Source organism: Bifidobacterium tibiigranuli (assembly GCF_009371885.1).
GTDB classification, from domain to species: Bacteria; Actinomycetota; Actinomycetes; order Actinomycetales; family Bifidobacteriaceae; genus Bifidobacterium; species Bifidobacterium tibiigranuli.
The window spans coordinates 108,602-131,844 of the sequence record NZ_QLZA01000002.1 but is presented as its reverse complement, the minus strand read 5'-3'; the positions used below and the strand labels follow the sequence as shown (position 1 = coordinate 131,844).

Genomic DNA, 23,243 nt, shown 5'->3' with positions numbered 1-23,243 from the left:
CACGCAAACGACCTTATTTGCGTGATGTCACTACTAGGACTGGCTGTTACTAGTACGTTTGTCACGCAAATAGCCCCATTTGCGTGACGAACGTACTAGTGGATGGGATGTCCGCTTCGGAGTTATCCACATTCGGGATATTCGCATCTAAGTTATCCACACCCTATCCACAACACGCCGGAATGGTAGCCCTTTTCCACAATGCCCGGAAACTCTCTGATGTCTGGCTGATGAGCCGTAGTGTGAATTGTTATGAGGACTCATTCACGCATTACTCGACTGCTGACGACGGCGAGCGACCATCAGCGATGTGCCGTTGCGCAGAATCATGCCGACCAGGTGGCTTTGCTCCGGCGAGTTCACTGCAAGCAGGTAGTCAGTCCGTATCGAGGCATATTTGCAGATGCGGAGTATTGGGCGTTGCTCAATTTGACGCAGAAAACCATGCATATTGCAAGGGCGCTTATGATTCTTCACCCGTCATGGGTGTTTGCAGGGCCGACTTCTGCGGCGTTCCACGGCTTTGAGCATCAGTGGTTCATTCACCGTGCAGGCGTGTATATCGCCGATACTGCGAATAAATCCGGGAAACTGCATAGCACGAATCTCAATCGTATTTATATGGCGACGATTCCAGTGTGTGTTATTGGCGGGATGCGCGTGACGTCGATTGCCCGTACGCTAGTTGATTGCGGAATGCTGCTGCCGTTTTGTCAAGCTCTTGCCATATTCGACTCGGCCTTTGCCTTGACGGCGGTCACAGCAGATGAGGTGAGGGCGGCATGTGCGGCGATGCATGGTGATTGCGCAGCTATCGAACTGCTGCTGACCTATGTCGATCCGCGCAGCGAGAATGGCGGCGAGTCGATGCTTCGCGGTGCGACCATTGAAGAGGGGTTCGTGCCTCCTGACTTGCAGCGTGTATTCGTGAACCCGCGCAATGGCGCAGAACGATGCCGTGTCGATTTTTCATGGACGCTTCCGGATGGCCGGATTGTCGTGGTCGAATATGACGGCATGGCGAAGTACGTAGATCCGAGCATGACGGGGCGTCGCACCATCAAAGCCATTGTGAACCAGCAGAATCGACGTGAACAGGTTCTTATGGCGGCTGGCGTGAGCATTATCATTCGTTTCGATTACGATGACCTGTTCAACCGCGAAAAGATAGTATCGCTGCTCACTGATGCGCAGGTGCCTCGCCGGTTTCGGCTGTAGCAGCAGCGTTCTCGTATTGTCGTCACGCAAACTGATGGTTTTGCGTGACGACAATACGAGAACCAGTGATTTCTAGTACGTTTGTCACGCAAACGACCTTATTTGCGTGACGTCGATACTAGTAACCATCGAGTCTCTCGCGTATCGGTATGCTGGGCACGGCGAGCAGGGACTTGGCGAATCGCCTGCCAATGGGGAGTCCTGAAGCCCAGTAGACTTGAGTTAAGACGTTGACGCTGGCTAGCAGCGTCTCATTGCACGACGAACACCAGCCGCTGGTAGCACAGTAATAGCACAGAACACATTGAAATGAGAAACATGGCCAAACCGAAGCTCAGCGATGTGGCGAAGCGCGCGGGTGTGTCGGCCACGACAGTATCGAGGGTTCTCAACAATCGCGGGTATTTGAGCGCCGCGACGAAGCAGGCCGTGCATCAGGCAATCGATGAGCTTGGATACCGGCCGAACGAAATCGCACGGTCATTGCTTGGACAGCGCACGTATCTCATAGGGCTCATCGTCCCGACAGTCGCCAACCCATTCTTCGGCGAGCTCGCCGCTGCGATTGAAGGAGCCCTCGCCACCTCCGGCTACAAGATGCTGTTGTGCAATAGCCAAGGGCAGGCTGAGCAGGAACGCGCGTACCTCGACCTGCTTCAGGCGAATCAGGTAGACGGCATCATCACGAGCGCGCATAACGACCTCATCGACGGCTACGCCCATGCGACCTTGCCAATCGTCGCTGTCGACCGGCAGATGGGCGCGCATATCCCCAATGTCCGCAGCGACAATGCTATGGGCGGGCGCATCGCCACCGAGCTCTTGATCAATCAAGGATGCCGATCAATCGTGCTGGTTACCGCAACGGATTCGCCGCAGAATGCTCGCGCTGGGGCGTATCGGACAGCGCTCAAAGCCGCCGGCATTGCATCGAATGTCTTCGAATATGGCTTCGATACGCCACGGCAAGCCAGGCAGGCGCGATTGTTCGATTGGCTCGATTGCCAATCTGAGCTTGACGGCCTGTTTGCCACCGACGATCTCACAGCGTTGCTCGCGCTTGAGTGGGCGAAGCGGCGAAGCATTGAGGTCCCCGATGCCCTCAAAATCGTCGGGTATGACGGTACGCCGATGGTCACGCAATCCGTTCCTGGCCTGACCACCGTCGTGCAGCCGATTGACCGCATTGCCGAGCGTGCCGTTTCCGTGCTGCTTGCGCGCATCGGTGCCACAGCGTCGGTCAGGCCGCCAGACGAGATTGTGCTGCCCGTCGACATGCATCGAGGATGGACGGCGTAGCCGCAGGCAGCGTGAGTGCCGCGAATGCGCACTGCGAATGCGTTTGGGCCCGCATGGTCCTAAGCGGATCCATGCGGGCCCAAACGCATGCAACAGTACTATGTAACAGTGTGCTTCACGGCATGAAGCACACTGTTACATGCGAAGCACGCCCAGCTACGCCTGTTGCTGCTGCTCTTCCGACGCAGCCGTGGACTCGGCCACGAGCTTGTTTTCGACGCTCAGAACGACATCTTGGGTCGAAATGGCTGGTTTCTCGCGCTGAGGAACGGTAACGTCCGCGAACATCGCAGCGTTTGTGACAACGATTGGCGTCGTGATGTCGAAGCCCTCTGACTTCAGGCCTTCCCAATCGACGTGCGCCAACACGTCGCCGCGGCGGACGAAATCGCCGGCCTTGACCTGGGGCTCGAAGTACTTGCCGTTGAGAGTCACCGTGTCCAGGCCAATGTGAATGAGCAATTCGATGCCGCTCGCACTCTGCAGCCCGTAGGCATGCCCAGTGGGGAATGCGACGCGCACGACGCCATCGACTGGCGAGACGACATCGCCTTCGCGCGGCGCAACAGCAACACCTGGGCCGAGCAGTCCTTGGGCAAAGGACGCATCATGCACGTCGGACAACGCCATAATGTCGCCGTTGACCGGCGAAGTCACATCGAAGTCTGTTGTAGCGCCCGGAATCGGCTCCGGAGCGTTGATGCTGTCGGTGCTGTCGTTTTCAGCGCTGGCGAGCGGCGTGTCCGGGTCAAGTGGAAGCCCCTTGTGCAAGCGGTATTTTCCGTATGCGTAAGTCGCGCCGAACGATAGCACGAAGCTGACCACCATGCAGAGGAAGAACTCCGGAATGCGCTGGGTCTTGATCGAGACGAAGCCCAGAAGCCCAGCCGCCCCGAGGGCCGTTGCCACGACGTGGAAGTAGCTGATTAGGGCACCGGAAACCGCCGTGGCGCACATGCCGATGAAGAATGGGAACCGCATGCGCAGGGTCACGCCGAAGATTGCTGGTTCGGTGATGCCTAGCAGCGCTGAGAAACTCGACCCGCCGGCGAGTGCGCGCAGCTTGCTTTTTTTCTTCATGAGCAGGAAAACCGCGAGGCAGGCAGCTCCCTGCGCGACATTCGCCATAGATGCGGTCGCGAAGATAAAAGATCCGCCCTTTTCGAACAGCGCCAGTTCCACTGGAGGGAAACTCTGGTGCAGACCGGTGACAACGATAAGTGAATAGAAGAAGCCGAAGACCGCGCCGCCGAAGATTCCTGTGGACGAATAGAGCCACAGGATGCCATTCGTCAGGGCATCGCTGACTGTGCGCATGATCGGGCCGACGAAAATGAACGTTGCCAGACCGGTGATCAGAATGGTGATCATCGGCGTGAAGAGGAAGTCGATTGTGCCTCGCAGCAGTTTGTGGAACAGCTTCTCGACAACCGACATGAGATATACGACGGCAAGGACGGGGATGACTGAACCTTGGTACCCCGCCTGTGCGACGTGGAGCCCAAAGACATCCCAGAACGGCATCTTCCCTGCCTGAACTGTAGCTGCAACATTATATCCGTTCACCAGTTGAGGCATGACCATCGCTGCGCCAATCGTCGCGCCGAGATACGGATTCGCGCCGAAGCGCTTCGCGGCCGAGAACGCGGCGATAATGGGCAGGAAGGTGAATGCGGCCGCAGCAAGCATGTTGACGAGGTCGATGATGCCTGCGGTAGCTGGCCAGATTCCGGGTAGCCCATCCTTACCGAGCAAGCCGCCTGGTCCGATGATGTTGTGCAACGCCATGAGCAGGCCGCCAGCAATCAGCGCGGGCAGGATTGGCACGAAGATATCAGCAAGCGTCTTAATGAACCGAACGGCCCAGTTGCCCTGCTGGCCCGCGACTTGCTTGACTTCGTCCTTTGTGGCTCCGGTTATGCCGGCCTCGCTGATGAGGGCGTCGTATACCTTGTCGACGTCACCTGGCCCGATGATGATCTGGAACTGCCCGCCGGCCTCGAATGTGCCTTTGACATCAGGGTTCGCGTCAAGCGCCTGCTGGTCAATGGCCGTTTTATCGATGGTGACAATGCGCAGTCTCGTTGCGCAGTGTGCCGCCGCCTGAATATTCTTCGGGCCGCCGAGCGCCGCTAGGACGTCCTTGGCTACCTGTTTATGTTGCATGATTCGCTCCTCGGTGAACAACACGCGGTTACATGACATTGGGTTGACAGCGGGTAAACAAGCTGTCGAGTCTCAGGATAACGGATTTATGTAAATATGTCAAACGATTGACATATCGAGACGACGTGTGCGTGTCGATTCTAAACGTATGGCTGTCTGTTTGTATGGCTAACCACAGTGGGTGCTGCACGTGTTGCCGGAACTTAGCCTATAGCAAACGATTGTCATATTGGTCTATAATGAAATCGTGCAACCGACAGAATATGATCTTTTGGATCTTGCGGACGCCCGACGCCGAGCGGCGTTGGAGCGCGTTCATAACGACCACGACTACCCAGTCTGGCACATTGCTGCGCCCGTTGGCCGCTTGAACGACCCGAATGGCCTGGTCTACTGGCACGGCCGATATCACGTGTTCTACCAGTGGGGCCCTTACGTTCCAGAGGCGAAAGCTGTGTACTGGGGGCATGCGGTGTCAGCTGATCTCATCCATTGGCAGCACGTTGAGCCAGCCATCGCACCAGAGCGTTGGTATGACAAGGACGGGTGCTACTCCGGCAGCGCTGTCGCTTTCGGCGACCACGTCACATGCTTGTACACCGGCAATGTCAAGGATCCGTCCGGCGCGCGGCATGCATACCAATGTGCTTTCGATATGACCGAGGGCGGTGGGGCTAAGAACGGTGTGGCGGTGAGGGGTGAGGCTGGGCGCAGCCTGTCAGCGCAGAAGGCCGACGATGCGCTGCCCATCTGGCGCTGCGAGAAGTGGCCGGACAATCCAGTCATCCCAGTCATCCCGGGTGGCTATACCGCCCATTTCCGTGACCCGATGGTCTTTGGCCGGCCCGGCGACTCGTTCAGCGCCTCGCCGGATGCCGCTTACCGGATGTGCCTCGGTGCACAGCGAGCCAACGAAAGCGGTGCCATCGCACTATTCTCGTCGCCGAACCTGCGTGACTGGCGTTTCGACGGCGAATTGCAGTTCGCAGGCCCAGACGCGGAAGAGCTCGCCGACTTCGGTTTTATGTGGGAATGCCCCAATATTTTCACGCTTAAGGACGAAGTCTCCGGCCGCGAGCGAACCGTGGCGCTGTGGTGCCCGCAAGGACTCAGGCGCGATGGCGAACGGTTCCAGAACACATTCCAATGCGGCTACGTCATAGGCGATCTTGATGGCAACGTTCTTCGTAACTGCACGCGATTCCGCGAACTCGACGGTGGAACAGAATTCTATGCGCCGCAATGTTTCGCGGGCCCAGACGGGTCCATGCTGCTCATCGGATGGGCTGGCAATGCAGGAGAGGACGGCCTGCCCTCGTTGACGAGTGCGGGCTGGCTGCACTCCCTGACCTTGCCGCGCAAGCTTACCTTGCACGGCAAGGTCGTGCGACAGAACCCCGCGCCGACACCGGAATGCTTCGGAGCACAGTTCGAGATATCTGCCGATGGTCTGCCCAAGGACGGCGAGCTGCTGCCACTGGGCGGCCAGCGTGCATGGCGGCTGCAGTTCATCACGCAATACGACGAGCAGGCGATGATTCGCATCGAAGCGGGACGCTGTTCCCTTGACATGCACTTCGAAGGCGGCACAATCACGCTTGATCGTAGTCAAACCTTATATCAAGGTGCCGGAGAGCAAACTTCTGCAATCCGCATCGCAACGTTCGCGCCGGACTGGCGTTCTGGGGATGCAGTGGTTGTCGATTGCATCTTTGATCACTCTGTGCTTGAAATCTATCTCAATGGGGGCGAGGTAGCGCTGACGAGCCGCGTATTCCTCGGCGAGGATGCCCTGAAAGTGTTCTGCACTGCCGATGGGCACCCGATGCCCAACGATATGACGTGCACGTTGCCCCGATAACCAATGGCAGATGCGCAGGTGCCTCGCCGGTTTCGGCTGTAGCAGCAGCGTTCTCGTATTGTCGTCACGTAAACTGATGGTTTCGCGTGACGACAATACGAGAACCAGTGATTTCTAGTACGTTTGTCACGCAAACGACCTTATTTGCGTGACGTCGCTACTAGGACTGCCGAGTTTCTTGGGTATGGGACACGCCAGACCTCCGCATACACTAGGCGTCATGAGCCATCATCATCGCAAACGCAGCTGGGCGCCTGCCCCCGAACCGCTTCCCGAGGGCGTGCATGTCGTTGACGATCATACGCATGTGGCCTCGGTCGTGCCCTTCGCCCGCGAGATGCGGCGGCAGGCCGAGGAGAAGGGCCAGCCGGAGGTGCCGGTGTACGGCGTTGACGATCTGCTGGGCCAGGCCAGCGCGGTCGGCGTGGAGGGCATCATCGATGTCGGGTGCGAGCTGCCGAACCTCATGACGGCTGTGCAGATGGCGCTGGACCACCCGAATACCGTGCATGCGGCGCTTGCGATTCACCCGAATGAGGCGGTTTTGCACGGCCATCGCGGGGTGCCGGGGCCGGATGGTCTGCCGGTTACGTACAAGCCGTATCACGACACGAGTTTCGAGGATGCGCTCGCCGAGGTCGCGCGGCTCGCCAAAGCCTATCCAAGCCAGGTTGTCGCGATAGGCGAAACCGGTATGGATCTCTTCCGCACGGGTGCCGCCGCCACCGACATTCAGCGCGAGGCCTTTCGCGCGCATATCGCGCTGGCGAAAGAGCTGAATCTTCCCATGCAGATCCACGACCGCGACTCGCACAGGCAAGTCATCGAGGCGCTGCTGGCCGACGGCAGCCCCGAGCGCACGGTGTTCCATAGCTATTCGGGCGATGCCGGAATGGCGCAGATAGCCAAGGAACACGGCTGGTATTTGAGCTTTTCAGGCACGGTCAGCTACAAGGGCAATGATGGCATTCGGCAGTCCGCCCGCATCGTCGGCCCGGAGCATATCATGGTCGAAACCGACGCGCCGTATCTGAGCCCCATGCCCTATCGCGGCCGCACCAATGCGCCTTATATGATCCCCTACACGCTTGCCGCGCTCGCCGAAGCCACCGATATGACGATTGCCGAAGTGGCCCAGGCCACGCGGCGCACCACGCACGCCGTGTACGGAGTGTGATTCGGTAAAGAATACAGGCCTGCGGACGCCGCACAGGGGATCAGGCGCAGGGATTCCCATGCAATATGCAGCTCGGCAGCGTACGTTGTACTACACGGTCACGCAGTTCGTATTGGAAAACGTACACTGAGTGCGGATAAGCGTACGTTTTCCAATACGAACTGCGCGAGCAATAAGGAAAACGTACGATACCGCGTGCGCTGCCACGCAATAGGCATCACGTGCAGCTGATCGCATTAACCGCTGCATGGCCGCCCACTTGTGAAGAGAAGTTGGCATCTGTCGATAGGCAGTATAGACTGGCGGCTTGGCTTGAAAAATGCCACATAACATAAGTACAGCACACAGTGACATAACAGTTACATAACACAGTTACAGCACAACCACAACACACTCATACCACAGTGTTCGTCAGCGGTTGCAGGCCAGTGAACACAACGCAGAGGTCTGCGCAATGGAGGATGCATCATGGTGCAGTCGCGTCGGAACAGGGCGTCGGAGCGGTCGCAGAGCAACGACCAACGCCATAAACAGGCTAAGCAGGGGCATCAGGAGCCGCAGGAGCAGCGCAAACCGACTGGCAGAATCGGCAGAAAACCCGCGCCTCCCCAGGCGGATAGCACCCTGCTGAAAGCCGACACCTTCACGAATGCGCCGAAGGTCTCGCGCCGCACGCTCACCAAAGAGGAGCGCGAGGAGATCGCCAAGCAGGAGCAGACCCAGCGCCAGGAGGAGCAGCGGCTCGCGCTTATGGCCGACAAGGGCCCGCTGGCTCGCTGGTGGATCAAGGTGCAGCACAGCCCCGACAAGGTCTCCCTTGGCATGTCCATCATTGCGCTCGGCGTGGTCTATGGCGACATCGGCACCTCGCCCCTGTACACCGCGCAGACCTTTATCTCCGGTCAGGGCGGGCTGGGCAATGTCGACCGCAGTGCGGTGCTCGGCATGCTGTCGCTGGTGTTCTGGTCGATCACGCTGATTACCACGGTCAAATATGTGCTCATCGCCTTGCGCGTTGACAACAATGGCGAGGGCGGCATCTTCGCGCTGTACTCGCTGATTCGCAAATACGGTGCGTGGCTTACGATTCCGGCCATGCTCGGCGGCGCGGCCTTCCTCGCAGATTCGGTGCTCACCCCGGCGGTCTCGATCTCGTCGGCAGTCGAAGGCCTGAAGACGATTCCGGCGTTTGCGCCGGTGTTCAGCATGAATCCGAATCTGGCGCTGACCATAACAGCGGTGATCATCGTCGCGCTTTTCGCCGTGCAATCGCGCGGCACCGAAAGCATCGGCAAGATCTTCGGCGTCGTCATGCTCACTTGGTTCACCTTCCTCGCCATCGTCGGCATGGTGAGTCTGAGCAACGACTGGAGCGTATTTGCAGCCCTGAACCCGGTCTATGGCGTCAGATTCCTCTTCAGTTCGCACAACCTGGCCGGCATCGCGCTTATGGGCACGGTGTTCCTCTCGACCACCGGTGCCGAGGCGCTGTATTCCGATATGGGCCACGTCGGACGCGGCAACATCTACTTCACCTGGCCATTCATCAAGGTCGCGCTGGTGCTGAATTACTTCGGCCAAGGCGCATGGATGCTGCGCAACCAGCACAATGCAGCCTACGCCAATGTCGAGGGGCTTAACCCCTTCTTCGATATGCTCAATCCTGATGTGCGCTATGTCGCGGTGACGCTCTCCGTCGCTGCCGGCATCATCGCCTCGCAGGCTTTGATCTCCGGCGCGTTCACCATAGTTTCCGAGGCCACGGGCATCAATTGGATGCCGCATCTGCAGGTGCGCTACCCATCACGTACGCGCGGCCAGCTCTACATTCCTGTCGTCAATACAGTATTATGCGTGGCTGTTCTCAGCGTGCTCATGCTGTTCCGTGATTCCGAACACATCTCTGCCGCATACGGTTTGGCGCTTACCGTTACGATGATCAATTCCACGATTTTGCTATCGGTTTATTTGCATCATCACCACCATCACCTATTCTCCATCGCATTCTGCGTGTTGTTCATTGCCGTCGAGACGATGTTTTTCGTTTCATCGGCTGCAAAGTTTTTGCACGGCGGCTGGTTCACGATGCTGCTCACCATGCTGATTCTGCTCATCATGGTCACGTGGAATGACGGCACCAAAATCGAGCGCTTGCAGCGCCGCCACATGCGGCCCACCGACTTCCTGCCCGCGCTCGACAAGCTGCACGGCGACTTCCGCATCCCGTATTATTCCGACAACATCGTGTATCTGACGTCGGACACCGAGATGAAGCGGCTGGACACTGACATCTTCTTCTCCATTTTCGCCGACCATCCCAAGCGCGCCCGCGCCTGGTGGGCCATTTCGGTGGAGACTACCGATCAGCCGTTCACCCGCGAGTATTCGGTGGAGAATTTCGGAACGAACTATATATATCGTGTACGCATCCGCATCGGATTCAAGGTCTCCCAGTCGATTCCGGCCTACATTCATCAGGTGATGCACGATCTTTCGCGCACCGGCGAGCTGCCGCAGCAGAAGTCGGCGTACCCCAAGATCGATGCCGACCCGGATATCGGCACGATTCGCTATGTGCTGGTGCACAAGGCGCTGATGCCTGAATCGAATATTTCAACGCGCGAGGCGCTGTCGCTGCGCATGAAGTATGCGATTCGCCATCTGGTCGGTTCGCCGATCAAGTGGTTCGGCCTGGCACCCTACAATCCGCAGATCGAAGTGCAGCCGCTGTTCGTCACCACGCGCCGGCCGCCGCGCCTGCGCCGCGAGACCGTGAAGGCGAATGATGCCCGTCGTGGGTCTGGTGCCGGTGCTGGCTCTGTGGTTGGTGCTGGCGGCAAGATTGAGGTCAAGATTGCTGATTCGTCGGCTAATCCTGGCGTTTCTGCAGGTCTTGCCAAACTCGCTGCCGAGAAGCCGGCTGCTGAGAAGGCTGCTGCTGAGAAGGCTGCTGTCGAAAAGGCTGTTGAGAAGCACACCGAAGCGTCTGCTGCCTCCGGCACGGGGAAAACGAGCAGTCCTCATAATGCGGACAAGACTGCCAAGAAGCCTGGCAAAACGGCCGCCGAACAATCCGCTGAGAAGTCTGCCGCAGCCGCTCCAAAGAATCGCAGAGGCGAGACCGACGGCAAGGCCTGAACGGTTTGAGCGGGTCTGAACGCCTGCTGTGCGCTTGCCGTTCAATGCCCGCTAAACGCCCGTTATAGGAATCGCTTATGACCCTACCGCGTGCGGGGTGGCAAACATGCGTTACAGTGGGCTGTTATGTGCAGATTACTGGGATATGCGACCGCGGGCTTCGACCTAAGCCTTCACGCCATCCTGGGATCGCAGGCGGTGGCCGATTACCGGGCCCTGAGCGAGATCCACAACGACGGCTGGGGCGCTTCGCTGCTGTCCGAGCCGGTGGAACCGCCGTATGTGCCCGATGGCGGCGCTCCCAGCCCGGAAACCGGGACGAGGCTGTATCGCTCCACGCTCGCCGCCGAATTCGATCCGGTGTTCGGCGAACTCGCCGAAGAGCCTGCGCGCGGGGCCTTGTGGCATTTGCGGCTGGCCAGCTCGAATCTGCCGCTGATCCTTGAAAACCAGCAGCCCTTCTTCGCCAACGGGCTGAGCTTCATCCACAATGGCGACATCTCGGACGAGCAGGGCCGCAATATTATTGCCAGCCACGACTATCCGGTTGACGAGAAAATATTCCTTTCGACGGGTGGCCGCAGCGATTCGGCCATGTTCTTCGCGGTGATTCTGGAATACATCGGCTTCGGATTCGCGTTGGACGAGGCCGTGGCGCAGGCGGTGCGCGAACTGCGCCAGCGCTACCCGAAGTCGAGCTACAACTGCATGCTGCAGAGCGAGGACCAGCTGATCGTGCTGTGCGCCGCAGGGCACGAGGAAACTGCGTCGCGCGTCGTGGAGATTTACAACCGCTACGGTCGTGGCGGCAAGGTCTATGATTACCGAACCTTACGCTACCGCGCCCTGAACGACGAGAACGGCGAGCCTGCGGGCGTCGTGGCGGCCAGTTCGGGCTTCAAGCAGGATGAGGCCGACGGCTGGACCGCGCTGAAGAACAACGAGATGCTCATCGCCTCGAATCGCACCGGCCAGTTCAGGCTGCGCTCCATCTAAGTCATTCGGACCGACTCCCTACAATGGTCGTATGACCGGAATCATTCCTACGCTTGCACAGGCCGACGAGCTGCATCGGACGATTGCGCCCTCGCAGGCGGCCTACGACCTCATCCACACGCATTGCGTCATCATCGCGACCATCACCCGCCAGCTGGTGCACCGGCAGAACGCGCTGTTCGTGCGGCGTTGCACGCTGCCCGCAGGCGCTGCTGAGCTGGGCGGGAGGCAACCCGCGTCATCAGCGGACTGCCTCGCCACGAGCAGCTTGTCCCTTGCTGCACCCGCCGTTCCGCCGACCGATGGGGTAAGCGGAGGCAAGGTGCCGCCGTACTTGCTGGATGAGAAGCTTGCGGTCCTCGGGGCGATGCTGCACGATATCGGCACCTACAAGGTCCTTAAGGACGACGGCTCGGACGGGGGCGCGTTGAGCTTCGACGGGCCGCGCTACATCCTGCATGGGCTGCTGGGCTATGAGTATCTGCTCGAACAAGGCGTGGACGAATCGGTGGCGCAATTCGCCCGGAACCATACCGGAGTAGGGCTGACCAGCGAGCAGGTGAAGGCGCAGCACTTGCCGCTGCCGGATGGGGACTACGTGCCGATGACCCTTGAGCAGGAGGTCGTCATGGTGGCCGACAAATACCACAGCAAGTCGATTCCGCCGAAGTTTCTCACGGCCGAGGCTTACGCCGCGAAGGCGGGCCGATATGGCGAGGCCAATAAGCGCCAATGGCTCGATCTCGTGGCCAAATATGGCACGCCTGATATTCCGGCACTGGCGAAGCGCTTCGAGATGCGTCTCGTGCAGTAACAGGCTCACACTTTTTGCGCTTACCAGAAAAAGTGTGAGCCAAACGCACAAACTATGTTCGATTTTTTATAGCAAGAAACGTTGAAATTGCGCTATTCTTGCCGATAAAACATAACATGGCTTGTGTTCATTTGGCTCACACTTTTTTTGGTCGTCCTCAAAAAGTGTGAGCCGACAATCACTCATCCACGTCGTACACGGTGTCGGCCGCGTCGCAATCGACGTCAGATGAGGTGAGCATGATGACGCTGCGCCGCGTGTCGCGGCTGCGCGAGACCGTGGTCAGCAGGGACAGTATCTCCTGCGATTGGGCATCGTCCAGCCCCAGAGTAGGGCCGTCGATGATGATGACCGATGCTTCGCAGCTAATCGCCCGGGCGATCGCCATGCGCCGCTGATCGACTGCGGGCAGCTCGCGCACGGGGACGCCGGCGTGGATGTCCTCGCAACCGACCCGGCTGAGCAGATCGCGCGCGACCTGTGGCTTGGGCTTCAGGAACGTGCGCCCGGAGGCGTCCATCGCATACACCAGATTCGCCACGCCGTCGAGGTCCTCGCGCAACGCGAAACGCTGCGGAATCATGCCGATGCGGTGGCCGCGAATCTCGCCGATTTCCAGCTCATTGATATTCGCGCTTTTCAGCAGCACCTGCCCGCTGCTCGCCCGGGTGAAGCCGCCCATAACGGACATGAGCGCCGTGCGCTGCTCCTCGTCGTCGACGAATACGGCGTACAGCTTGCCCGCGTGGAACGCCATATCCACGTCATCAAGCACGCTGCGCCCCGATTTGCGGTTGGTTACGGTGAGATGGTCCAGCGCGAAGTTCGGGTAGGACTTGAGCAGCATGGCGTCATCGCGCCGAGAGACGATCTCCCTGTCAAGCCGCGAAGCGATGCGTTCCGTGGGGGCTACTGCGGAGTCGGACGTGGAGTCGGCCGCGTCCTGCGTCGTCGCGGCTGCGAAAAGGGGATTGGCCTGCGACTGGGTGAGTCCGAGCGTCGCTTTGACATGGGCGGCGTTCAATGCTGCGACATCGCCTGCGGCGTTTTCGGATGCTTCGTCGTCTGCGGAGTCTGTGCTGATGGCGTCTGCGCCCACGGCTTGTGCGTCGTGCGAGTCGTCCGATTCGTCTTGCTTGGCGACTGCCTCGGCGGAATGATTGTTGGCGTTTTGCGCGGCCGAATGCTGAGCATCTGAGTCTTGCGCATCGGACGAATTGACATCATCGGCGGGCTGATCGGCCTTGGCAGCGGCACCGGAATCAGCCCCAATCCCGCTTTCCGCATCGTCGTTGTCATCGTTATTGTTATCACCGGAGAGTCCGCCATCGCCCGATATGACCGCGAAATCCCCGTCCTCATCGTCATCGAAGACGACGCTGAACTGCACGGTTCGGCCTTCCGCTGCGGTTTCAGACTCGCCATCCGAGGAAGATGCGGATTCATCGGGCAGCTCGCGTGTCTCGTTGTCGTCGCTCATGTCCATATCCCTTTCGGTGGTGTCGTTTACGGCTTCCGGATTCTCGCGACCGGTCGCCTCCGTTGCGTTCTCAGGCTGCTTTTCGCTCATCGCGCCACCTCCTCACGCGGCTCGAACAGGGTATCGGTACGCAGCAGCAGCGCTCGCAGCGAGGCGATAATGCCCAGACCCAGGCTCGCGCACAGGCCGAGGCCGAGCACCTTCCAAATGATTCCCGCGTTCATGGCGATTGTGCCATTGCTCAGGCCTGAACCGCTCAGCAGCGCCGCCCCGAGCGGCTTGGTGCCGAAGCCTCCGGCGAGCATGCCGATGGCAAGTCCGAGCAGCGTGGGCAGCAGCAGTTCCAGCATGAGCTGCCAGCCGATGCGTGGCTTCGTTGCGCCAACAATCAGCGCGGTCGATAGCTCGCCACGGCGGTTGCGCATCGTCAGCGCTGCAAGCGCGAGCAGCAGCAGTGCGCCGGCGATCCATGCGATATCCAGCAGCAGCTCCGTCTTCGTATGCAGCGCAACCAATGGGGCGATCTTCTCGTGATAGGCCTCAAGTGAAGGCGACGAAACCGTGTGTGTGGACGGCAGCTTCGCGGCCTTGACGATTTTGACGAATTTGTTGTAATCCGAAACCCCGCTCAGCTGGAACATGATGTTGAGATCGGGCACGGACCAGTTCTTGGCCGTGGTGGACTCGAAGCCGTTGGAGCCAAAGGCGTAGTAGCTGGTGTAGATTGCGTTCTCGCGGTTGTCCTTCGCGAGCTTCGCGTCCGAGCCGTAGCCTTGGGGGGCGTCGCCTGTGTAGGCGTAGATGCCGAGCACTTTGAAAGTGTAGGATTTCGAGGCATTCGAGGGGTCGCCGACCTTGAACTCGCTGCCGACCGTGAGCTTGTTGCGCATGGCCGCCTGCTGCGAGATCAGCACGCCGGTCTTGTCCTGCCCGGTGTAGTTGAGCTGCTTGCCCGCGATGAGCTTGTAGGTTCCCAGATCGTTGGCTGCGGCAGCGTCCTTCGTGTAGAAGCTGCGCAGCGTGAACTCTCCGCCCGTAGCGTTCGAATCCGGCCTAGCGGAGCCCGGAATCGCAGTGAACGATGCGCTTTGGCGCACCGGCAGCGATTCGGTGAACGAATAGGTGAACTGCAATTGCGCCGTCTGCACTGCCGTGGCGTAGGTGGTGTAGTCGTTCCATGACAGATAATGCTTGGTCCAGGACGGGTCCGCGCCGTTGCGCGTGGCCATCGTGGCTGCGGTGGGCCTGATGACCGCCGAAACCTGCTGCGAATTGTATGCCGTGCCATGCGCGGTGTCATTCGCCTGCCGCGTCGCGAGCCCGAACAGGCTGGCGGATACGATCAGCGCCGCGACGACGACGATGCATATGGTGCGCCATAAATGATGCGTCAATGCGGACCATGCGTTCTTGAGAACGAACATGCAGCTCTCCACTTCTCTTGCGGCCTGCGGCAGGACCTTCGAGCCGCGTTACAGCGTTCGGTTACAGCGTAGTCGACGCACGCCCCGAAGCCGTGACGCATGCCGCGCGTGAATCTCGTACGCACTTAACTATGGGCACGCTATGTGACCGTTGTCTTGCGCAATGCTGATTGTCCGCTGCGAGCAATCGGAAAGGGGGCTGGAAAACAGGGACTTGGCTTTGCGCTGGGCGGTGGGTTCGCTTGGTTTTTCGATTATTGGGCAGAGAATTGCGCAGGGAATTACTCAGGGGATTGCGTAGTGAATTGGGTAGAGGATTGCGCAGCGGGTCTTGCGTGTTTCGCCACGCCGTATTTATTGTTGTTACATAAAAGTTCGACCCCTCGAATATAGTAATATTGAAACGAAGGTAGAAAGCAATACCCATGATTAAAAATATAGGAGAGACAGGCGCTTCCGCACGTCGCCCACTGGTGACGACCGCGAACGGGCGGTCTCTTGAGGAGATCAATTCGACGATTCACGTCCCCTCCCGTTCCTCGGGCTTCTGGAAGAATCTCGCGGCCTTCTCCGGTCCCGGCGCGCTCGTGGCCGTAGGGTATATGGACCCGGGCAACTGGATCACTTCGATCGGTGGCGGCGCGCAGTTCGGCTACTTGCTCATGTCGGTGATTCTGATTTCCAGCCTCATCGCGATGATGCTGCAGTACATGTGCGCCAAGCTCGGCATCGTCACTGGGCTTGATCTCGCGCAGGCCACGCGCATGCATACCGGGCGCAAGCTCGGAGTCGCGCTGTGGATTTGCACCGAACTAGCCGTGATGGCTACCGACATCGCCGAGGTGATCGGCGGCGCAATCGCGCTCAATCTGCTGTTTGGCATTCCGCTGACTGTCGGCGTGGCGCTTACCGTGCTCGACGTGCTGCTGTTGCTGCTGCTTACGAAAATCGGATTCCGCAAGATCGAGGCCATCGTCGCCGCGCTGATTGCGGTCATCGTAGTCGTGTTCGTCTACGAAGTGGCGCTCGCCAGACCGGATATGGGCGCCATGTTCGCCGGCTTCCTGCCCACCCCCGCGATCCTGAAGCCCTCGCAGCTCACAATGGCGCTCGGCATCGTCGGCGCGACCGTGATGCCGCACAACCTGTACTTGCACTCTTCGATCGTGCAGACCCGCAAGGTGGACCGCAGCGACGAAGCGCAGGTCGACCACGCTGTGCGTTTCGCCGCATGGGACTCCAACATCCAGCTCAGCGTGGCCTTCGTGGTCAACTGCCTGCTGCTCGTGCTCGGCGCGGCGATGTTCTATGGCCACGGCGATGGGCTCGACACTTTCACCTCGCTGTACAACGCGCTGGGCGACTCGTCCCTGGCCGGCCCCGTCGCCAGCGGTGCCCTGAGCACGCTGTTCGCCGTCGCATTGCTGGCATCCGGACAGAACTCCACCATCACCGGCACGCTGACCGGGCAGATCGTGATGGAGGGCTTCATCCGCATGCACATTCCGCTGTGGCTGCGCCGGCTGGTCACGCGCGTCATCTCGATCATCCCCGTGCTCATCTGCGCCATCGTCTTCGGCGGCAAAGAATCTGCCCTCGACAGCTTGCTCGTTTACTCGCAGGTGTTCCTATGCGTGGCATTGCCGATTTCGATGGTGCCGCTCGTGTGGCTCACCTCGTCCAAAAAGGTCATGGGCAAGCATGCCAACCCGCTCTGGCTCGCCATCCTCGCGTGGGTGGTCGTGGCGGTGCTCACCGGGCTAAACATCCAGCTCATCGTGCAGACCGTCGGTGCGTTGTTTGCGGCGTTGTGACGGTGTTACGCTGCGGTAAGCGGCGGTGATTCCGAGGGTTGAGATAGGCGGCTGCGGTATATGTCAACCCAGGAAGGCGCGGATTGTTGAGTCGTCAACGGGGCGGTCTGTGTAGAGGCAGCGGAGCAGATTGTCGGCGGCTGGGTCGGTGTCTTTGTGCGCGAGCGCGAATCCGAGACGAAGTGCGATGCTGCATGATGCCGTGTTGCGTTCCAGGGCGTTGATGAAAACGGGCATTTCGGGGTGCAGGGTGTGTGCTGTCTGCAGCGCCTTGCGCGCGATTTCAGTCGCGTAGCCGCGATGCCATCGCGCGGGCGTAAGCCGATAGTAGATATTCCACCCAATGTAGGAGGATTGCTTCGACTCGGGGCGTTTCGATGCAGAATGCAGTGATGCGGCGGCTGCAATCAGACGCACGCCGCCGACTCCGATAAACTCGCCTTGCGTGTTTCGCGCAACCCAGTAGCCGATGCCATCGCGTTCCCAATCGGCGAGCCATTCGAGCAGCATAGTCCGAGTCTGGCCGATTGACGTGTGAACGCCGCTGGGCAGATGCGTCCACACGCGCAGATCGGCGTGCAGCGCATGGAGTTCGTTCAAATCCTCCATAGTCGGGCGTTGAAGAAGCAGCCGCTCGGTGTTGGTGGATTCATTGCTGACTGATTCGATGGCATCGGACTGAGCGACGAAGGGCACGTCGTTGGACTCGGCGGCGGAAGAATGTGTAGCGATAGACTCGGCGTTGGTGAATTCCGTGCTGCTCATGCTTGGTTGCTCGTTTGACCGGCAGGAGAAGACGATGGCTCAACTGCGAAGGGGTCATCGTGCGGGTCTTCGGTCCAGCGGTACTCGGTGTGCTCGGCGATGCGTCGCGCGAGTTCGACGCCATACTGCCCGGCGATCCAGCCCAGCGCCATATCGATGCCGGCGCTTATGCCCGATGAAGTGACGTATTTTCCATCGCTCGACCATCGGGCTTGATTTTGCCAGTTGACCTGCGGCCGCACGGATTTCACCCAATTCAGGGCGCGCTTGTTCGAGGTTGCGCACCGCCCGTCGAGCTGACCGGTCGCTGCGAGCAGCGCCGAACCGGTGCAGACCGTCAGGCAATGCTCGCAGCGTGATGCCAAGGAGTCGAGCATGGCGATGAAGTCGGCATCCTTGCTCAGCGGGCGCGTGCCGCCTCCACCAGGAACCAGCAGCACGTCAGGTTTGTCGTCGCTCGAAACCGGCGTCGTCTGCACGGGTACGCCATAGCTGCCGTGCACCAATCCGCCCTGCTGCGACACGAAACGCAGCCGGGTCTCGGCCGGCGACCCGTCGATTTTGCCAAGATATCCCAGCATTTCCACCGGCCCGAACGCATCCAGTGGCTCGAACCCCTCGAACAGCAACACCGCGATATCTAAGCATTCCATGTGATGCACCCTTTCCATGCCTTTGTGTTGAGGCTCATTATGGCATGGGGCGTGACAGGCTGGGCAGAGGTAGCGCACGCGGTCGTGGTAGAGCTTCGTAAATCAAGCGGCGAAACCGACGACGGTTCCGATTGCGCTGCGATGAACGATACGGTGTACCGGCCGTTTACGTCGCGCTTATTTCTCGTCGGTCATTGCTGCGAGTTTCGTGACCGTGTTCCAATTGCGAACCGTGGCGATTATGCCGGATTCCAGAATGCGCGGCTGCACGAGTTGCGCGGCGAGTTTGGAGCGGCCAATGCCGCCCGGCAGCAGGAGATAGATGGCTCGGTCGCCCACGGCGAATCGCTCGGGCAACAATGCGGTAGCGTCGATCTGATCAAGCCGCGCCGGGTCGGGCTGGGCCGAACGATAAATGACATGGAGCTGTTTGGGTGCGTATTCGCCTGCGGGAAACGGGCAGTGCGAGACAATTGCGTCAAAGTAATCATGGTCCCGCACAATCACATCGACAGCGGAACCATATTCGTCGGCCAGCGCTTGGCTGATTCGAGCCGCAAGCACATCATCGAGGCAGCCTTCAGCATCAAAGGCGACCTGTCCGCTCTGCAGATATGTGACGACGCGCTGATATCCGAGACGTTCCAGCAGCGCTCGCAGCTCAGCCATAGCCACGCGCCTATGGCCCGCCACATTGACACCGCGAAGGAGCGCCGCATACCGCTTCATGACCATGTGTGGCTCCTTTCGCTTGGTTTCACCGGTTCTCGTCGGTATGGATGCTGTCGGTGTGGATGACAACGAGTCTGACCGATATCCGCGACATGAGGGCGCGATCGCAGTGAAGCGGGGCATTGGCTGGCAACTCAGTTCTGCCGCCCATTACCTAGTTAACTCCTGCCGTGGAACCTAGGAAGTACCTAGGAAGCTAAACCCTACCAACTTCCTAGGTTCCTAAGTATTCTTCCTAGGTTCCAAGGTTACTTCCTAAGTAACTTCCTAGGTTCGTTGTGGCGCACGGTCGATTAGTCGGTTAATTGGCGACGCTGCTCGTCTCTCCGTGCGATGCGATAAGCCGATAACGGCGTTTCGGGCTGTATTTGGATCCGATGCCTTCCACAAGTCCTTCCTCCATCAGTTGGGAAATATAATCACGAATGGTTTTGGTGGAGACTCCGGCGGCGTTCGCCAGTTCAGAGGTGCTGGCGCTTTGCCTTTCCGCTAGGTAGGCCAGTATGGCCGATCTCATATTGTCGTGCGAGTAAGAAGCGCCTTCCTGTTCGGTCATCTTGCGATGCCCGAAGATAATGCGGAATTCGCTTAATGAGCTGACTGGGATTGGAGGCGGCATCAGCGCATCGGCCAGAGAGCCCTTGATGATCGCGTACCCGGTGCCGCGATTCTCAACCACGTGCCCTGTCTGCCCATCGATGTCCGTGTACGGGGTGTCTTCCAGAATCCTGGAAAGGAACTGATTCCTGGATTGCGTACTGCCTTTCTTCCCGAGTTCATCAACGGTGAGAGGTCCGAACAGACCGCCGGGATTGATGATTTCCAAGCGGTCTGGATACAGTTCCACCCGGACGGGCGCACCTTGGGCGTCGAGCGAATAATCGCGGTGCATCAAGGCGTTCGCAACTGCTTCCCTGATCGCATCAAGCGGGTACTCGGGCACATCCTCGCGCAGGGCACCTTTGATGAGCGCACCGTGTCGAATATTGCGTGAGACAGCACGCAGCGCCGCTACGAGCATGACCGGGATAGGGCCGTCGATGTTTTCTGAATCTACAAACCGATGCCCTCCTGTGGAGGCGTCTCCTTTGATTGCAGTGGGGAAGGCTGAAAACACAATGTTCAAGCGAGGGAAGAATTTCTGAGGGAATGCGCCGAGCGCAAACAGTCCGGCAATTGTAGGCCGTGCAACGCCTTGTGCATCATAGGCCACGACACGGCGATTCGTCATCAGCTGCTCGTCCGTCATTGAGGCGGTGCCGCCGAAAGATCCGCTTCGCTGAATATCCAGCCAGCCAGATAGCAGTTTTCTATCGAAATCCTCGATGGTTGCGTCGTCGACGATCGCAATGTCATTGCGCGCCGTGCGATACTGATTTTCCATGAAACGGTCGATTTCGTACATGGTCAGTTTGTAATCGCCGTCGCCGGTTCGCAGATACGAACCTTCTGGTCTTCCATATCGCTTGATGTAGCAGGGTTTCTGCCGCGCATCCAATTCTGGGATATTTGCCACCACGATGGGTTTGCGCTCATAGTTCAGCACTTGGATATCGGCGAATATGGCGGGGCTGATCAGATCCCGTGCTGCTTGGGCCAGCTGACTTTGCAGTTTCCTGACATCGACATCCACTGCGTGAAATGTCTTTTCAGAAATGCCCAGAATGATAACGCCGCCTGTAGTGTTTGCGAAAGCCACCATTGATTCCACAACGGAGGAGGGGAATCCGCCTTTGGCGTCTTTGATTTCATAATCCGCCAGATCTGTGCCGGCTTCTTTCATAACGGCAATAGCTGCTGCCAACTCCGCGTCGGTGGAGATTCTCGAGAACATAGCCCCTGCCTTATGTGTTTCGCCGCTACAGTATATTCTGCATTACCTAGGAAGCTAGTATATCAAAACTTCCTAGGTTCCTAAGTATTCTTCCTAGGTTACAAGGTTGCTTCCTAAGTAACTTCCTAGGTTCGAAGACGGTTCTTGGCTGGTAAGAGAGGCTTCGGGGAGGGGTAATTCGTAGTATGCCTCCAATTACAGGAATTCGAATAAGTCAGTTTTGTCCGTATTGTCAATTTTGCCGTTTTTGATATAATGACCGTATTGCGTTTCGAATACGCCCCAAGGAGGTCATCATGAGCATGGTGGTGATTGATAAGGCAGTGGTGCAGCCGGATACGCCCTATGTTCTGCAGGGTGACGGCAAGACCTACCGTCTGGATCGCTCGGCTTTCGAAGCTGCTCTGCAGGCAGCCGAAGCGGCTTCGGATAATCAGTCGTTGATTACGACCGGCGAGGCGGCTGAAATTCTGCAGATGTCAGCGCGTACGGTCGCACGTATTCTCGACGCCGGACGTCTACCGTTCTTCCGCAACGGACAGTCAGGTCGGCGCATGGTAGCTCGCGAGGACGTGCTTGCTTACCGAGATGCGCAGATGCATCGAAAGGCTCACTTGCAGGAGGCTCGCGATTTGGCCGATAATCTGGGTCTGTATGATATCGATCCAGCCTCGTTGCCCTTGAAAACTCGGTAGGCAAGGGACTGGAATCGTGAGAAGAGTCGTCATCGATGCAAACATTTTTATGCGGACGTGGTTGCTTGACCCGATGCTTTGCCTTGCCGATGAGGCCTTTTGAACGGATTCGGACATTCTCACGCCGAGAATGTCCGAATCCGTTCAATTGGAGGTTAGTCCTAGTCCAAACGGTTTGAAAGGTTCCCCAAGTGAGCTAACGCCTACTCATTACTCAGCAGGAGTGTCGATGATGGTTGGGGTCTTTTCGCCGGCGGTGATGGCGAAGTCGAAGTTGTTTTCTTCGGGCGCGAAGGGGCAGGTGCAGAAGTAGGTGAACGCGCAGGGTAGGTTCCCCGTCTGGTTGAAGTCGAGGTAGGTGATGCCGTCGGGGTCGGTGAAATCAAGGTGAAGAGCTCGCCCGCCGCCGTATGTCTCCTTGCCGGAAGTGGCGTCGCGCAGGAGGATGAAGCCGTAGTCCTTCGTGTTCTGGCGGTTATCCAGGTAGACTTTCTTGCCGGTTTTCCCGTCGATCTTGATCCAAGCCGAATCATCGTTGTGCCCTTGCAGGACGACGATGCGGTGCTCCTTGCCGTCAACTTCGACATACAGATCGCCGATGGCGGTTTCGTTGTGGGACAGGTCGCCCAGCACGGCGGAGGTTTCGACGTTCTCCCATTGTGGCAGCGGCACGTAGCGCGCGGGAACGACCCAGCGCTTGTCGGGCTTGAAATGCGGGATTCCTGCGAATCGCTGGCGAGTGATCGAGTTCGGGTCGCGCTGGCGCACCGCGAAGGTTCTGCTCGAACTGATGCGCTTGATCAGCTGGGCGCGGACTCCTTCGTAGTCGAAGTCCTCCACATTCACGTCAGCGGTGATGTCGACGGTGATCTCCTTGGGCTCGGTCAGCACCTCGCCGTGGTTCACTACGTCTTTGCCCGGCTCCGGCGTATATATCACGGTGTTGCCCTGCTGCGTCCACTGCCCGGGGAAGCCATCGATGGTGATGGTGGCATTGTCGCTCAACCAGTCGATGCTGCGCAGCGAAAGCCAGCCATATTCAGAGTTGAGCTGGGACTCCCGCGCCTCGCGCAGTTTGTTCCATAGCGCGGTGTATTCGTCGTTGCTGAGGTTTTGGATATCTTGATATGTAGTCATGATGACCCCTTTGTTGTGTGTTCCTTACATTGTGTGTTGT

Annotated in this window: 17 protein-coding genes; 9 read left to right on the top strand and 8 right to left on the bottom strand. The window is 58.8% G+C overall.

Features of this window, described 5'->3' with window-relative positions; genetic code table 11:
- The first annotated feature begins 252 nt into the window (after positions 1-252).
- Complete coding sequence (locus DDF78_RS02160) at positions 253-1,218, top strand: CTP synthase (protein ID WP_152581543.1); 966 nt, start codon at positions 253-255, stop codon at positions 1,216-1,218.
- 318 nt (positions 1,219-1,536) lie between these two features.
- Positions 1,537-2,517 (top strand): LacI family DNA-binding transcriptional regulator, encoded by a 981-nt coding sequence (locus DDF78_RS02155; protein ID WP_202613176.1) that lies wholly within the window; start codon positions 1,537-1,539, stop codon positions 2,515-2,517.
- A gap of 156 nt (positions 2,518-2,673) precedes the next feature.
- On the opposite strand, the gene DDF78_RS02150 is transcribed toward DDF78_RS02155, so the two are convergent.
- Positions 2,674-4,683 carry a sucrose-specific PTS transporter subunit IIBC gene (locus DDF78_RS02150; protein ID WP_162000801.1) on the bottom strand — a complete coding sequence of 670 codons (2,010 nt, stop codon included), beginning with the start codon at positions 4,681-4,683 and terminating at the stop codon, positions 2,674-2,676.
- A gap of 247 nt (positions 4,684-4,930) precedes the next feature.
- On the opposite strand from DDF78_RS02150, the gene DDF78_RS02145 reads away from it, so the two are divergent.
- The 5 genes from DDF78_RS02145 (at position 4,931) to DDF78_RS02125 (ending at position 12,669) form a co-directional block, all read left to right on the top strand.
- Positions 4,931-6,544 (top strand): glycoside hydrolase family 32 protein, encoded by a 1,614-nt coding sequence (locus tag DDF78_RS02145; protein WP_162000800.1) that lies wholly within the window; start codon positions 4,931-4,933, stop codon positions 6,542-6,544.
- Positions 6,545-6,764: 220 nt separating this feature from the next.
- Positions 6,765-7,721, top strand: a complete 957-nt coding sequence (locus tag DDF78_RS02140) for a TatD family hydrolase (RefSeq protein WP_152581539.1) — start codon at positions 6,765-6,767, stop codon at positions 7,719-7,721.
- A gap of 468 nt (positions 7,722-8,189) precedes the next feature.
- Positions 8,190-10,859 carry a KUP/HAK/KT family potassium transporter gene (locus DDF78_RS02135; RefSeq protein WP_152581538.1) on the top strand — a complete coding sequence of 890 codons (2,670 nt, stop codon included), beginning with the start codon at positions 8,190-8,192 and terminating at the stop codon, positions 10,857-10,859.
- Between the two features lie 126 nt (positions 10,860-10,985).
- Entirely contained in the window at positions 10,986-11,855 is an 870-nt protein-coding gene (locus tag DDF78_RS02130) for a class II glutamine amidotransferase (RefSeq protein WP_152581537.1), read from the top strand.
- Between the two features lie 31 nt (positions 11,856-11,886).
- A complete protein-coding gene (locus DDF78_RS02125; protein WP_152581536.1) occupies positions 11,887-12,669 on the top strand; it encodes an HD domain-containing protein in 783 nt (260 codons plus the stop codon).
- 178 nt (positions 12,670-12,847) lie between these two features.
- Here the strand turns inward: DDF78_RS02125 and DDF78_RS02120 are convergent, their stop codons facing one another.
- Together DDF78_RS02120 and DDF78_RS02115 are read right to left on the bottom strand one after the other, a co-directional pair.
- Positions 12,848-14,239 (bottom strand): ATP-binding cassette domain-containing protein, encoded by a 1,392-nt coding sequence (locus DDF78_RS02120; protein WP_152581535.1) that lies wholly within the window; start codon positions 14,237-14,239, stop codon positions 12,848-12,850.
- Entirely contained in the window at positions 14,236-15,573 is a 1,338-nt protein-coding gene (locus tag DDF78_RS02115; protein WP_152581534.1) for an FtsX-like permease family protein, read from the bottom strand. The genes DDF78_RS02120 and DDF78_RS02115 overlap by 4 nt, the downstream gene beginning before the upstream one ends.
- A gap of 425 nt (positions 15,574-15,998) precedes the next feature.
- On the opposite strand from DDF78_RS02115, the gene DDF78_RS02110 reads away from it, so the two are divergent.
- The gene (locus tag DDF78_RS02110; protein WP_152581533.1) at positions 15,999-17,387 is read left to right on the top strand and encodes an Nramp family divalent metal transporter; all 1,389 of its coding nucleotides are present in this window, start codon (positions 15,999-16,001) and stop codon (positions 17,385-17,387) included.
- 63 nt (positions 17,388-17,450) lie between these two features.
- Here the strand turns inward: DDF78_RS02110 and DDF78_RS02105 are convergent, their stop codons facing one another.
- The 4 genes from DDF78_RS02105 to DDF78_RS02090 form a co-directional block, all read right to left on the bottom strand.
- The gene (locus tag DDF78_RS02105) at positions 17,451-18,152 is read right to left on the bottom strand and encodes a GNAT family N-acetyltransferase (RefSeq protein ID WP_152581532.1); all 702 of its coding nucleotides are present in this window, start codon (positions 18,150-18,152) and stop codon (positions 17,451-17,453) included.
- Entirely contained in the window at positions 18,149-18,805 is a 657-nt protein-coding gene (locus DDF78_RS02100) for a DJ-1/PfpI family protein (RefSeq protein ID WP_152581531.1), read from the bottom strand. The genes DDF78_RS02105 and DDF78_RS02100 overlap by 4 nt, the downstream gene beginning before the upstream one ends.
- Before the next feature lie 177 nt (positions 18,806-18,982).
- Complete coding sequence (locus DDF78_RS02095; protein ID WP_202613175.1) at positions 18,983-19,540, bottom strand: DUF1697 domain-containing protein; 558 nt, start codon at positions 19,538-19,540, stop codon at positions 18,983-18,985.
- Between the two features lie 298 nt (positions 19,541-19,838).
- Positions 19,839-21,371, bottom strand: coding sequence for an ATP-binding protein (locus tag DDF78_RS02090; RefSeq protein ID WP_152581530.1), 1,533 nt, complete (start codon positions 21,369-21,371; stop codon positions 19,839-19,841).
- Positions 21,372-21,667: 296 nt separating this feature from the next.
- On the opposite strand from DDF78_RS02090, the gene DDF78_RS02085 reads away from it, so the two are divergent.
- On the top strand, positions 21,668-22,066 hold the full coding sequence (locus tag DDF78_RS02085) for a helix-turn-helix domain-containing protein (RefSeq protein WP_152581529.1): 399 nt from the start codon (positions 21,668-21,670) through the stop codon (positions 22,064-22,066).
- Between the two features lie 210 nt (positions 22,067-22,276).
- On the opposite strand, the gene DDF78_RS02080 is transcribed toward DDF78_RS02085, so the two are convergent.
- Positions 22,277-23,203 carry a DUF1684 domain-containing protein gene (locus tag DDF78_RS02080; protein ID WP_152581528.1) on the bottom strand — a complete coding sequence of 309 codons (927 nt, stop codon included), beginning with the start codon at positions 23,201-23,203 and terminating at the stop codon, positions 22,277-22,279.
- Positions 23,204-23,243: the final 40 nt, after the last annotated feature.

What these genes read in the sequence shown, in the direction of transcription:
- DDF78_RS02120 (WP_152581535.1), bottom strand. Translation starts at nt 14,239, where the DNA reads ATGAGCGAAAAGCAGCCTGAGAACGCAACGGAGGCGACCGGTCGCGAG.
- DDF78_RS02160 (WP_152581543.1), top strand. Translation starts at nt 253, where the DNA reads ATGAGGACTCATTCACGCATTACTCGACTGCTGACGACGGCGAGCGAC.
- DDF78_RS02140 (WP_152581539.1), top strand. Translation starts at nt 6,765, where the DNA reads ATGAGCCATCATCATCGCAAACGCAGCTGGGCGCCTGCCCCCGAACCG.
- DDF78_RS02110 (WP_152581533.1), top strand. Translation starts at nt 15,999, where the DNA reads ATGATTAAAAATATAGGAGAGACAGGCGCTTCCGCACGTCGCCCACTG.
- DDF78_RS02085 (WP_152581529.1), top strand. Translation starts at nt 21,668, where the DNA reads ATGAGCATGGTGGTGATTGATAAGGCAGTGGTGCAGCCGGATACGCCC.
- DDF78_RS02095 (WP_202613175.1), bottom strand. Translation starts at nt 19,540, where the DNA reads ATGGTCATGAAGCGGTATGCGGCGCTCCTTCGCGGTGTCAATGTGGCG.
- DDF78_RS02125 (WP_152581536.1), top strand. Translation starts at nt 11,887, where the DNA reads ATGACCGGAATCATTCCTACGCTTGCACAGGCCGACGAGCTGCATCGG.
- DDF78_RS02155 (WP_202613176.1), top strand. Translation starts at nt 1,537, where the DNA reads ATGGCCAAACCGAAGCTCAGCGATGTGGCGAAGCGCGCGGGTGTGTCG.
- DDF78_RS02080 (WP_152581528.1), bottom strand. Translation starts at nt 23,203, where the DNA reads ATGACTACATATCAAGATATCCAAAACCTCAGCAACGACGAATACACC.
- DDF78_RS02105 (WP_152581532.1), bottom strand. Translation starts at nt 18,152, where the DNA reads ATGAGCAGCACGGAATTCACCAACGCCGAGTCTATCGCTACACATTCT.
- DDF78_RS02130 (WP_152581537.1), top strand. Translation starts at nt 10,986, where the DNA reads ATGTGCAGATTACTGGGATATGCGACCGCGGGCTTCGACCTAAGCCTT.
- DDF78_RS02090 (WP_152581530.1), bottom strand. Translation starts at nt 21,371, where the DNA reads ATGTTCTCGAGAATCTCCACCGACGCGGAGTTGGCAGCAGCTATTGCC.
- DDF78_RS02115 (WP_152581534.1), bottom strand. Translation starts at nt 15,573, where the DNA reads ATGTTCGTTCTCAAGAACGCATGGTCCGCATTGACGCATCATTTATGG.
- DDF78_RS02135 (WP_152581538.1), top strand. Translation starts at nt 8,190, where the DNA reads ATGGTGCAGTCGCGTCGGAACAGGGCGTCGGAGCGGTCGCAGAGCAAC.
- DDF78_RS02150 (WP_162000801.1), bottom strand. Translation starts at nt 4,683, where the DNA reads ATGCAACATAAACAGGTAGCCAAGGACGTCCTAGCGGCGCTCGGCGGC.
- DDF78_RS02100 (WP_152581531.1), bottom strand. Translation starts at nt 18,805, where the DNA reads ATGGAATGCTTAGATATCGCGGTGTTGCTGTTCGAGGGGTTCGAGCCA.